Here is an 11,481-nt window from a genome sequence, read left to right on the forward strand (position 1 = left end):
CCCTACCGACAGCGGCGGCAGGCACCCACGGGTGCCTGCCGCCGCTGCTGTCGGTACCCGTCAGAGTTCGGCTGCGACCTTCCACGCCGAGTGGATCGCACCTTCGATGTAGTCGACGCTGCCTGCGTCGCCGACCACGCGTACATCCAGGCCCGAATCGGCCAGTTGGTCGGCCAGCGGTGCAGCGGCCGACACACCGGACGCGACGATGACCATGCTGGCGCGGGCAGACTTCGTCTCGCCGTCGACGGTGAACTCCACGGTCTTCGGCGTGATCCGCTCGACAGTGGCATTGCGGTGCACCTGCACGCCGATTTCACGAGCATGCTTCGCAGCGGTCCACCTGCGCGGCATCGCCATCGGAACACCGAGCTGCTGCCCTTCGGCGAGCAGCGTCACGCGGCTACCGCGCTCGGCCATGAACTCTGCCAGCTCGAGTCCGACGAGCGAGCCACCGATCACGACGACGTCCTTGGCCATCGGCAGGAACTTCAGGAACCGGGTACTGAGGCTGCGGATCCGTTCGGCGCTGGTGGTGATGCCTGCCAGTTTGCCGAGCTTGCCCATGATGCGCAGGAACAGTGCCTGATCGGAGACGTCGCCCGTACCTGTCATGAGTGCACGCATGCTGTCGCCGGTGTGCACGTGCGGCAGGTCGCCGCCGGGAACGGTCGGACGCTCTCGTACTGCGCCGGTCGCGACGATCACCACATCCGGGTTCAGCGCACGCACGGATGCCGCGGTCGCCTCAGTGTTCAGGCGCACGTCGATGCCGAGCCGGGTGACTTCCTGAGCCTGCCATTTCAGCATGCGTCCGTTGTCGGGGGTGGTCAGGCTGGAGAACCACATCGTGCCGCCCAGCCGGTCCGCCTTGTCGAGGACCGTCACCCGGTGTCCGCGTTCGGTGGCGACCCGCGCCGCCTCCAGACCGCCAGGCCCGGCGCCGATGACCACGACGTGCTTGGATGTGGCGCTCCGGACGAACGGCATCAGCGTCTCGTTGCCGAGCGTGGGGTTGACCGCGCAGATCGGCGTGGCATCCCAGAAGTTCTCCTGAACACACACGTAGCAGTTGATGCACGGGCGGATCTGTTCGGTGCGGCCCGTCTCGAGCTTGTTCACGAGCTGCGGGTCGGCAAGCAACTGGCGGCCCATCGCAACGAAATCGGTGTGTCCCTCGGCGATCATCTTCTCGCCGACCTCGGGCAACATGCGGCCGACGGTGATGACCGGGATCGACACCGCACGTTTGATGGCGGCAGCGTTGTCGGTGTAGAAGCCGACCTTGTCGGGCAGCGGGCCGTCGGTGAAGTTCGCGAACGCGTTGAGCGCGGTTCCCGTGACGTGGATGGCGTCCGCGCCCGCCTGCTCGAACATGACGGCGGCGGCCGTGGATTCCTCCACGGTGAGACCGTCGGTTTCGCCGTACTCCTGGCCGGCCAGACGCACGATCACCGCAAGGTCGTCGCCGACCTCGGCCTTGACCGCACGGATCACCTCGACCGTCAGCCGGGCCCGATTCTCCAGCGACCCGCCGTATTCGTCGGTGCGCTGATTCGAATACCGGCTCAGGAACCCGCCGAGAACGTAATTGTGGGCGACATGGATCTCGACCGCGTCGCCACCGGCAGTCTTCACACGTCCTGCCGCTTCGGCGAACATGCGGATCAGCCACTCGATGTCATCGACGGTGGCCTCGTGATACGTGGTCTGCTTGCCGCCTTGGATGGCGGCCATCTTCTTCAGTTCCTCGGGCGTGTTGTCGATGAACGCGCTCATGTCGCTCGGTGGCTTCGGCCTGCTCGGAACGAGCTGTGGCCGATCCTGGACCGTGTCGATACGCGCAACCTTGCCGTGGTGCGTCATCTGCACGCACAGCTTGCTTCCTGCGTCGTGAACCGCGTCGGCGAGCGCTTTGAGCCCGGGGATGAACCGGTCCTCGGACAGTCCGGGCTCCTTCGTGCTGGCACATCCGGCGGGGTACGCAACTGCGCAGCATCCGGTGATGATCAGCCCGGTTCCCCCGGCGGCGCGAGCGACGAAATGATCGATGTCGCCCTGCTCGATCTCGCCGTCCTCGCAGAGGTTCATGTCCATCGCAGGCAGCACCACCCGGTTGTCCAGAGCAATGGGACCGATGGCACCGGGGGAGAGCAGGTTGGGGTATGTCTGAAGCCGGTTCGTCACGGGAGAAAGCTATTCCTGGCAGAAGGGCCGGCGGGAATCGGTCCCGATGAACGAGATGCCGGTCACTCAGCGCCGAAGCAGTGAGACCGGTACGCTGTCGAACCCGCCTGCGGGGTACGCGGCGTGACCCGGAGGCACGGCCACTTCGATGAAGTCGGTCGCGGCGAGCAGCTCTTCGATCAATACCGTCAGTTCGAGTCTCGCCAGCGGTGCGCCGGGGCACCCATGGATGCCGCGCCCGTAGAGCAGATTGTCGTCGGGATCGCGGTCGAGCCGGAACTCGTCGGGATCACCGAAGACGCCCTCGTCGCGATTCGCCGACGCCCACAGCACCATGACGCGCTCGCCCACTGGAATCGTCCGGCCGCTCACCGTCACCTCCTCGGTGGTGCGACGACGGTTCGCGATCAAGGGCGCACGCATGCGCAGAATTTCGTCGCACGCAGCGCCGATGAGATCCGGCTCGGAACGGAGACGACGTTGGACATCGGGGTTCGCGGCGAGGAACGACACGAGGATCCCGACACAGGCGGCGATCGTGCTCAGTTCCCCGACCGTCCAGTTACGGATGAGGGACACCAGTTCGGCGTCGGACAGCGGCCGTCCGTTCACCCGCTCGGCGAGCAGTTCGGCGGTGACGTCGGCCGGCCGGTCGAGGGTGCGGCGCTCATCGAGCTGTTCTCGGATGTAACCGTCGAACTCCATCGCGATCGCCGACATCGCTTCTCTGTCCAGGGCACGCGTCGCTTCCCGGTTCTTGCGTGTCCATTCCCGCAGCGGGTCGTGAAGGCGTGCCGGCCATCCCATGAAGCGGCACTGGATACGGTTTGCGAACGGTTCGGCCAGCTCGGAGACGATCTCGACGAGGCCGTCGCCGAGCGCGCCGACGAGCTGCCGCGACACCGCGCGGCACTCGGGTTCGAACTCGCGCATGCGGCCGGGAGTGAAGTAGCGATCGTTGATCGCACGGAACGCCGTGTGCTCCGGCGGATCCATCCCGTTGGGAACCGACAGGTGTGACGACACCGAGTTGCTGAACGTGCCGGGGTCGTCGAGGATCCGCACGATGTCGGCGTGCCGGAACACCGTCCAGTTGCGGTACGCGCTGTACGCCACGGGGCACCGGGCGCGCATCTCGTCGTATGCCGCGACCTGGTCGGTCTGGACCTGTGCGGAGCGCGGATCCCAATCGACATGCGGTTCGCCGGTCATCGACTGCCTCCGTTGTATCGCCGGTACATGCCCTCCCAGTGTGCAGACCGTGGACGGACTGTCGCGTAGGTTTCGGCCCCCCGACGATTTCCGTTCATCCGCATCGTGCATCGTGAAAGGCATGAGCGGACAACTGATCGTGTCGGTCTCGGGGATCAGGGACGCCACACGCGACGTCATCGACGGATTCGCGCGGGAGATGGACGCCCGCGGCGTGCCCCTGTCGCTGTTCGTCGCGCCGAGGCTCAAAGATCACTACCGCCTGATCAACGATCCGGAGACCCAGGAGTGGCTGCTCGAACGCCGTGAAGGGGGCGACGCGGTGGTTCTGCACGGGTACGACCAGGCTGCGACCAAGCGCCGTCGCGCCGAGTTCGCCGCACTGCCCGAGCACGAAGCCCGTCTGCGTCTGCTCGCGGCCGACCGTGTCCTCGAAGAGGTCGGCTTGCGTACCCGCCTGTTCGCGCCCCCGCGCTGGCTCGGATCGCCGGGTGCACTCGCCGCGCTCCCGCACGCCGGGTTCCGTCTGATGGCCGACATCGCGGGGATCCGTGACCTCGAACGCGACACCGTCGTCAAATCCCGCGTCTACGGCATCGGGGACGGCGCGAAGACCGAACCGTGGTGGTGTCGGGCCATGGTGATCGGGGCGGGGCGCGTGGCGCGCCGTGGTGAACTGTTGCGTGTCGCAATATCTGGAGCGCACCTGGCGAAGCCGGGGCCTCGGCAAGCGATGCTCGACGCTGTGGATATCGCACTGCACCACGGCGCGGAGCCCAGCGTCTACCGTTGGCAGCGCACCGTATTCGATCGCAGTGTGGCCTGAGGTCGTTCGGGGCGATCGCCGGACTCGTCTCCCATCGGGCGCTACCGGTCGGTAGTCTTTCCGTCCATGGACGCAGACGTGATCGTGGTGGGCGCGGGTCTCGCGGGATTGGTCGCAACGGGGGAGTTGATCGACGCGGGCCGCAAGGTGCTGCTCGTCGATCAAGAGAATTCGAACAACCTAGGCGGACAGGCATTCTGGTCTTTCGGCGGACTGTTCTTCGTCGACAGCCCTGATCAGCGTCGCCTGGGGATCAAGGACTCGTACGAACTTGCCCTCCAGGACTGGATGGGTACCGCAGGTTTCGACCGCGACGACGAGGACCGCTGGCCGCGCCGCTGGGCGCAGGCCTACGTCGAGTTCGCGGCGGGCGAGAAGTACGCCTGGCTACGGGAGCGTGGCCTGAAGATCTTCCCGATGGTCAACTGGGCCGAACGCGGCGGTTACGACGCCGGCGGCCACGGCAATTCCGTTCCGCGCTTCCACATCACGTGGGGAACCGGCCCCGCGCTCGTCGAGATGTTCGCGCGCAAGGTCCGTGACGGTGTCGAGCGCGGACTGGTGACGCTGAAGCACCGCCACCAGGTGGACGAGCTGGTGGCGGCGGGCGGCGCGGTCACAGGCGTGCGCGGCACCGTCCTGGAACCGACCACTGCCGCACGCGGCGTGAAGTCGTCGCGGACTGCGGTCGGCGATTTCGAGTTCTCCGCCGGCGCCGTCATCGTCACGTCGGGCGGTATCGGAGGCAACTACGATCTCGTGAAGAAGAACTGGCCGAAGCGGCTCGGGGAGCCGCCGAAGCACATGCTCACCGGGGTACCCGCGCATGTCGACGGCAGAATGCTCGAGATCACCGAGAACGCAGGTGGCAACGTCGTCAACCGCGACCGCATGTGGCACTACACCGAGGGCATCACCAACTACGACCCCGTGTGGCCGAACCACGGCATCCGCATCCTGCCCGGGCCGTCGTCGCTGTGGCTCGACGCCACCGGCAGGCGGCTTCCGGTGCCGCTGTTCCCCGGTTTCGACACTCTCGGCACACTCGAGCACATCGTGGGTACCGGCCATGATCACACCTGGTTCGTGCTGGATCAGAAGATCATCGAGAAGGAGTTCGGCCTCTCCGGGTCGGAGCAGAACCCCGATCTGACCGGTCGTGACATCCGACTGCTGTTGCAGCGCGTGAAGTCCGGCGCCCCCGGTCCGGTGGAGGCGTTCAAGGAACGCGGCGTCGACTTCGTGGTGCGCGACAACCTCGCCGACCTCGTCGCAGGCATGAACGAACTCACCCCGGACGCGCCTCTCGACTACGCGACGGTGCGATCGGTAGTCGAGGCCCGCGACCGTGAGATCGCCAACAAGTACACAAAGGACCTGCAGGTCGCCGCACTGAGAGCAGCGCGCGCCTACAAGCCCGACCGCATCGCGCGGATCGCCTCACCGCACCGGATCCTCGACCCGAAAGCCGGGCCGCTCATCGCCGTCAAACTGCACTTGCTCACCCGCAAGACACTCGGCGGACTGGAAACCGATCTGTCGTCGCGGGTGCTCAAAGCCGACGGATCGGTGTTCGATGGTCTGTTCGCCGCAGGTGAGGTCGCAGGCTTCGGTGGCGGCGGCGTCCACGGCTACCGGGCGCTCGAGGGCACATTCCTCGGCGGTTGCATCTTCTCGGGCCGGGCGGCGGGTCGCGCCGCCCGGTGACCGTCCCGGCCGGGTGCTTCGTCAGACCTCTTCGCGGTCCTCGTGCTTCAGCACCCGGAACTCGGTGCCCGCAGGCGCCATCTCGGAGTACCGGCCGTAGAAGATCCCATTGGCCTGATCGGTGATGATGCCCTGGTGGATCGGCACCGCCACGCGCGGATTCACCGCGCGCAAGTAGTCGACCGATTCCCAGATCTTGAGCCAGGGAGCAGCCGAAGGCAGCGCGAGCACATCGACCTTCTCGTGCGGAATGTAGAGCGAATCGCCCGGATGGAGCAGACGGGCCGGGTTCTCGTCGTCGCCGACGAGGTAGGCGGTGTTGTCGATCACCGGTAGTTCGGGGTGGATCACCGCGTGGCGTCCGCCGGTGCCGCGGACGGTGAGGGTGCCGACGGTGAACGTGTCGCCGGGGCGCACCGCCGACCAGTCGCCGCCCAGCATCGACGCCGACTGCGGGTCGGAGAACAGCGCGGCGCCCGGGTTCGCCTCGAGCAGCGCGGGAAGGCGCGCCGGGTCGGCGTGGTCGGGATGCTGGTGGGTGACGAGGACGGCGTCGAGTCCGGTGATCCCTTCGAATCCGTGCGAGAAATTGCCCGGGTCGAACAGGATCGTGGTGCCGTTGTGTTCGAGCAGGATGCAAGAGTGTCCGAAGTGCGTCAGTCGCATGGATCCGAGTATGCCGGGCTCGACCGCTGCGCGTGGGCCGGTAAACTGCAGCGTGTCCGGTATCCGTCTCCGGACGCCAGCACTACTACCGAGGAGCAGCACGTGGCGCGTGTCGTCGTCGAAGTCATGCCCAAGACCGAGATTCTCGACCCCCAGGGCCAGGCCATTGTCGGGGCGCTGTCGCGGCTGGGCTTCGCGGGCGTGACCGACGTCCGTCAGGGAAAGCGGTTCGAGCTGGAGATCGACGGCAGCGTCGAGGATGCCGAGCTCGAGAAGATCGCCGAGGGTCTCCTCGCGAACACCGTGATCGAGGACTGGACGGTCCGTCGAATCGACGGTGAGGCATGAGCGCCCGCATCGGAGTCATCACGTTCCCGGGAACGCTCGACGACGTCGATGCATCCCGCGCCGTGAAGCTCGCCGGTGGTGAGGCCGTGAGTCTGTGGCACGGCGACGCCGACCTGAAGAATGTCGACGCGGTCATCGTGCCCGGCGGATTCTCCTACGGCGACTACCTGCGCTGCGGCGCGATTGCCCGGTTCGCTCCGGTGATGGGCAAGGTCGTCGAGGCAGCGCAGGGCGGAATGCCCGTCCTCGGTATCTGCAACGGCTTCCAGGTGCTGTGCGAGGCAGGCCTGCTGCCGGGTGCTCTGACCCGCAACGCCGGTCTGCACTTCATCTGCCGCGACCAGTGGCTGAAGGTCGAGGCTACCGACACTGCGTGGACGTCGCGCTACGAGTCGGGCGCCGAGATCCTCGTGCCGCTCAAGTCGGGAGAAGGCCGCTATCAGGCTTCCGAGCAGGTGCTCGACGAGCTCGAGGGCGAGGGGCGTGTCGTGTTCCGCTACGCGGGCGACAACCCGAACGGTTCGCAGCGCGGAATCGCAGGTATCTCGTCGGCGAACGGCCGCGTCGTCGGTCTCATGCCGCATCCGGAGCACGCCACCGAGGCGCTCACCGGTCCCAGCGACGACGGGCTCGGCATGTTCTACAGCGTTCTCGACGCCGTTGTGAACGCCTGACTTCTGGCACGACAAGACCCCGCTGTCCATCTGGGCAGCGGGGTCTTGTGTTCGGAAACGGAAGCGAGGGACCCCGTCGCCGTCCCGATCGGCCTCGAGGTCCCTCGCCCGTAATACACCCGGAATTCAACCCCCCGATCGAGTCCCGAGCCGGAGCCACCCCCATCCCCCTCCGGTGGCGCCGACGTCGAGTGTGCCGGACGCGATCGATCTTGTCGTGAGTAGGAATACGCAAACTTCGGGTATCCATATCCGGGCTGTTCGGACGTACGCTGTAGCGCACTGTTCCGATCCCACTCGTGAAGGACCGGCATATGGCAACTTCTGATACGGCATCCTCCGAACCCACCGCTGCGAATTCCAGTACGTCGGACGAAGCACCTGTGTCCGAAGAATCTTCGGTGAAGCGCATGCTGCACATCTTCGACGTGACGCAGACCGGTGAGAACAGCTTCACCGGGGAGAGCGACGGCGGGGGACGACGCGTCGTCGACGGCACCCAACTGCTCGCCCAGTCCATCGTTGCGGTAGCGAAGCGATTTCCCGACAAGGAGATCCGATCTGCACGGGCGATCTTCTCGCGCGCGGTCGATGCGGACGAACCGGTCGATTTCGAGATCGATATCGTTCATGCGGGACGCACCATGGTCAGCGCCAACGTGGCCGTATGCCAGAACGGTCGCCGCCACGCGATGGTGTCGATCCTCGCGGATCGTCCGACCCCGGACGTGATCCGCCATCACAAATCCCGGCCCGATGTGGCCCCGCCTGCCCGAGCTCATCTCAACGAAATGCCCATGACCGGACGGGAGCTCAGGGTCGTCGATGTGGTGGACGTCCGCAGCCCCGAAGAGGTCGGGCCGCCGGAACTGTATGCCTGGCTGCGTTACGACCCGATCCCGACGCGTACCGACCTGGCCAAGGCGCTCATCGCGCACTTCACAGGGCACCTGTCGGTTTCCGCGACCATGCGGGCACACGACGGAATCGGAACGAGCCAGGCACACCGGACTGTTTCGACCGGAATCATGACGGTGTCGGTCGCATTCCACGACCCGGTCCGATGGGACGGATGGTTGCTCTATTCCCACGAAAGCACGCAGGTGGGTGGAGGAATGTCCTACGTGCGTGGGCAGGTGCACACCGAAAGCGGGGAATTGCTCGCATCGTTCACCCAGGAAGCGATGATCCGTCCGTTGCAGGCCGATCATTCTGCGATACCCGCAAGCGCGCGATTGTGACCGAACGCAGAACCACCGCACAGGAGAGTGCCGATGAGTGTGCACGACGAGACACGTCCCCGGGGCAGCACCGGTTTCGCGGACAGGCCGGACTACCGGGTCGATATCCATGCCCGCCGCAACGTGGTCCGCGCGACCCTGGGCGGGGTGCTCCTCGCCGAGACCACAGCATCCCTGCTGGTCGACGAGCAGGACCACGGCCTGGTGTTCTACTTCCCACGCGCGGACGTCGCGGTGGAACTGGCACCGGCCGGGGGCGCCGGGTCGCGGTGCCCGTTCAAGGGCGAGGCGACGTATTGGCGTTTCGATGGGGACGGCGAGCAGCCGCTGTGCTGGAGCTATGAGGAGCCGTGGGAGCAGGTCGCTCGGATACGCGGATTCGTGGCGTTCTACCAGGACGCCGTGACCGTGAGCGTGGGGCAGGCCCATCCTGCGGTCTCGGGGCGCTGAGCAGAAGGCGACGGTGGCGCCGGCGAGGGCGCAGCAGCGAGTGCGAAGATGCTGGCATGCCTTCGATCACGAATGCCGATGCCCAGGGTCTGTGCAACTTCGTCGACCTGTCTCCCTCACCGTTCCATGTGTGCGCGACCGTTGCGGCAACTCTGACCGACAACGGGTTCACCGAGCTCGACGAGACCAGCAGCTGGCCTGCTGATCCGGGTAGGTACTACGTGATCCGGGGCGGCTCGCTGATCGCGTGGAGCACCGAAGGGGAAGACACGAGCCCGGCCCGGCCGTTCCGCATCGTCGGGGGACATACCGACAGCCCGAATCTGAGAGTCAAGCAGCACCCGGATCTCGCGTCGGCCGGATGGCAGCTCGTCGGCCTCGAACCGTACGGCGGGGCATGGCTCAATTCGTGGCTCGACCGCGACCTCGGGGTGTCCGGACGGTTCACCGTCCGCTCCGGTCACACCACCGAGGACGTGCTCGTGCGCGTCGACAAGCCGGTTCTGCGTGTGCCGCAGCTCGCCATCCACCTGTCGGAAGACCGGAAGGGCGTGCAGCTCGATCCGCAGCGCCACGTCAACGGTGTGTGGGGCATCGGGCGCGAGCCCCGGTCGTTCATCGAGTATCTCGCGGAGCAGACGGGTATCGACGCCTCCTCGGTCCTCGGCTGGGAACTCATGACGCACGACCTGGCACCGAGTTCACTCGTCGGCGCAGGCGGAGATCTGGTCAGCGCTCCGCGACTGGACAACCAGGCCACGTGTTACGCGGGCCAGCAGGCCCTTCTCGCCGCAACCGAGCACGTCGCCGAGCATGCCGGACCGATGCCCGTGCTGGCCCTGTTCGATCACGAGGAGGTCGGCAGCATGTCCGACCGCGGGGCGTTCTCCGATCTGCTGAACACAGTCCTCGAGCGCATCGTGCTGGTGCGCGGCGGTGGGCGCGACGAATTCCTGCGTGCGATGGCCGGGTCGATCGTGGCCTCCGGCGACATGGCACACGCGACGCATCCGAACTATCCGGACCGGCACGAACCCGCGCACCGGATCGCGGTGGGCGGCGGACCGGTGCTCAAGGTCAACCAGAATCTGCGGTACGCGACCGACGCGGAGGGCGCCGGTGCATTCGCCCTCGCCTGCGAGCAGGCCGGTGTTCCCCTCCAGCGCTACGTCCACCGGGCGGACCTGCCGTGCGGTTCGACGATCGGACCGATCACCGCGTCCAGAACGGGCTTGACCACCGTCGACGTCGGTGCACCGCAACTCGCGATGCACTCGGCGCGGGAATTGATGGGTGCGGCGGACGTGGCGATGTACGCGGATGCGCTCGCCGCATTTCTCACACCGCGCTTGCCTCATTCCTGAGACCGGCGCGCCGCCCGGTGCGAGACTGGGGTCGTCCAGTCCGGCGTGCGATCGGGGGTGTCGAGGTGAGCGGCCCGTCCTTCCCCGACCACCTGCTCGGCCTCGACGAGTGGGTGGGGCTCCCCGAGTACGAGCGCTTCCACGTGGAGCTCTGCGAGGGGGTTCTCGTTGCGTCGCCGCAACCCGGATCAGCGCACGACCACGCCGCGCTCGCGCTGGTGTTGCAGCTCGACGAGCAGCTTCCAGGCAACCTGTGTGTGCTCGGTGGGGTGGAGGTCCTGGTCACTGCCGAGCCGCTCACGGTGCGCGTTCCCGACGCCATCGTGGTCGACCGGGCCCTCGTGGACGCGGATCCCGACCGAGCTCCGTCCTCCGAGGTGCGGTTGGTACTCGAGGTCACCGTCGACGGCACTGCCCGCACCGACCGCGTCACGAAGTTCTCGGAGTATGCGGAGGCCGGGATCCCTCAGTACTGGATCGTCGATCTCACCGGTCCGCCGGTGATCGCGGTCTTCACCCTCGATTCCGGCTGGTATCGATACGACGGTGAACACAGCGGTGCACCGACGCTGACTGCGGCGGGAAACGAGGTCACCGTGGACCTCGGCGGGCTCGTCGAACAGAGCGCCCGTGCACCTGCGGAACGCCGCGTGACGGCGCCCGTGCAGGAGCACAACGCAGTGGTCGCCGACACCGCTGCGGCACCGGAAGCGCCGGAGGGGCCTGCCCCCCGATAGACTGGCCTCCGGCAGTGCCCGCCCGGCCTGCTGTTTTCGATCCTGCTGTTTCTCGATCCCAGAGTGAAG

Annotated in this window: 11 protein-coding genes; 8 read left to right on the forward strand and 3 right to left on the reverse strand. The window is 66.7% G+C overall.

The genetic code is table 11. The features are described 5' to 3' along the window. Positions 1-60: 60 nt before the first annotated feature. Entirely contained in the window at positions 61-2,187 is a 2,127-nt protein-coding gene (locus ACTDXD_RS15285) for an oxidoreductase (RefSeq protein WP_440123173.1), read from the reverse strand. Positions 2,188-2,253: 66 nt separating this feature from the next. Continuing rightward, complete coding sequence (locus ACTDXD_RS15290; RefSeq protein ID WP_440123174.1) at positions 2,254-3,399, reverse strand: cytochrome P450; 1,146 nt, start codon at positions 3,397-3,399, stop codon at positions 2,254-2,256. Positions 3,400-3,520: 121 nt separating this feature from the next. Between ACTDXD_RS15290 and ACTDXD_RS15295 the strand changes: the two genes are divergently transcribed. Beyond that, a complete protein-coding gene (locus ACTDXD_RS15295; protein ID WP_440123175.1) occupies positions 3,521-4,225 on the forward strand; it encodes a DUF2334 domain-containing protein in 705 nt (234 codons plus the stop codon). Between the two features lie 66 nt (positions 4,226-4,291). Then, positions 4,292-5,932: an FAD-binding dehydrogenase gene (locus tag ACTDXD_RS15300; RefSeq protein WP_440123176.1), complete on the forward strand. Its 1,641-nt coding sequence runs from the start codon at positions 4,292-4,294 to the stop codon at positions 5,930-5,932. 21 nt (positions 5,933-5,953) lie between these two features. Here ACTDXD_RS15300 and ACTDXD_RS15305 read toward each other — a convergent pair whose 3' ends face one another. Then, positions 5,954-6,598: an MBL fold metallo-hydrolase gene (locus ACTDXD_RS15305; protein ID WP_440123177.1), complete on the reverse strand. Its 645-nt coding sequence runs from the start codon at positions 6,596-6,598 to the stop codon at positions 5,954-5,956. Between the two features lie 102 nt (positions 6,599-6,700). Between ACTDXD_RS15305 and purS the strand changes: the two genes are divergently transcribed. The 6 genes from purS (at position 6,701) to ACTDXD_RS15335 (ending at position 11,412) form a co-directional block, all read left to right on the forward strand. Beyond that, positions 6,701-6,946: a phosphoribosylformylglycinamidine synthase subunit PurS gene (purS, locus tag ACTDXD_RS15310; RefSeq protein WP_440123178.1), complete on the forward strand. Its 246-nt coding sequence runs from the start codon at positions 6,701-6,703 to the stop codon at positions 6,944-6,946. Continuing rightward, the gene (purQ, locus tag ACTDXD_RS15315; RefSeq protein ID WP_330134280.1) at positions 6,943-7,620 is read left to right on the forward strand and encodes a phosphoribosylformylglycinamidine synthase subunit PurQ; all 678 of its coding nucleotides are present in this window, start codon (positions 6,943-6,945) and stop codon (positions 7,618-7,620) included. The genes purS and purQ overlap by 4 nt, the downstream gene beginning before the upstream one ends. 314 nt (positions 7,621-7,934) lie before the next feature. Next, positions 7,935-8,861, forward strand: coding sequence for an acyl-CoA thioesterase (locus ACTDXD_RS15320; protein WP_440123179.1), 927 nt, complete (start codon positions 7,935-7,937; stop codon positions 8,859-8,861). Positions 8,862-8,894: 33 nt separating this feature from the next. Continuing rightward, positions 8,895-9,311, forward strand: a complete 417-nt coding sequence (locus ACTDXD_RS15325; RefSeq protein ID WP_440123180.1) for a DUF427 domain-containing protein — start codon at positions 8,895-8,897, stop codon at positions 9,309-9,311. Positions 9,312-9,367: 56 nt separating this feature from the next. Continuing rightward, positions 9,368-10,675: a M18 family aminopeptidase gene (locus tag ACTDXD_RS15330; RefSeq protein ID WP_440123181.1), complete on the forward strand. Its 1,308-nt coding sequence runs from the start codon at positions 9,368-9,370 to the stop codon at positions 10,673-10,675. A 65-nt stretch (positions 10,676-10,740) separates the two neighbouring features. Next, entirely contained in the window at positions 10,741-11,412 is a 672-nt protein-coding gene (locus ACTDXD_RS15335) for a Uma2 family endonuclease (protein WP_440123182.1), read from the forward strand. Positions 11,413-11,481: the final 69 nt, after the last annotated feature.

It is taken from the genome of Rhodococcus sp. SJ-3, from assembly GCF_051918125.1.
GTDB lineage: Bacteria > Actinomycetota > Actinomycetes > Mycobacteriales > Mycobacteriaceae > Rhodococcus.

Coding starts and splice junctions, on each gene's coding strand:
- ACTDXD_RS15290 (WP_440123174.1), bottom strand. CDS start 3,399: ATGACCGGCGAACCGCATGTCGATTGGGATCCGCGCTCCGCACAGGTC.
- ACTDXD_RS15295 (WP_440123175.1), top strand. CDS start 3,521: ATGAGCGGACAACTGATCGTGTCGGTCTCGGGGATCAGGGACGCCACA.
- ACTDXD_RS15300 (WP_440123176.1), top strand. CDS start 4,292: ATGGACGCAGACGTGATCGTGGTGGGCGCGGGTCTCGCGGGATTGGTC.
- ACTDXD_RS15305 (WP_440123177.1), bottom strand. CDS start 6,598: ATGCGACTGACGCACTTCGGACACTCTTGCATCCTGCTCGAACACAAC.
- purQ (WP_330134280.1), top strand. CDS start 6,943: ATGAGCGCCCGCATCGGAGTCATCACGTTCCCGGGAACGCTCGACGAC.
- ACTDXD_RS15320 (WP_440123179.1), top strand. CDS start 7,935: ATGGCAACTTCTGATACGGCATCCTCCGAACCCACCGCTGCGAATTCC.
- ACTDXD_RS15325 (WP_440123180.1), top strand. CDS start 8,895: ATGAGTGTGCACGACGAGACACGTCCCCGGGGCAGCACCGGTTTCGCG.
- ACTDXD_RS15330 (WP_440123181.1), top strand. CDS start 9,368: ATGCCTTCGATCACGAATGCCGATGCCCAGGGTCTGTGCAACTTCGTC.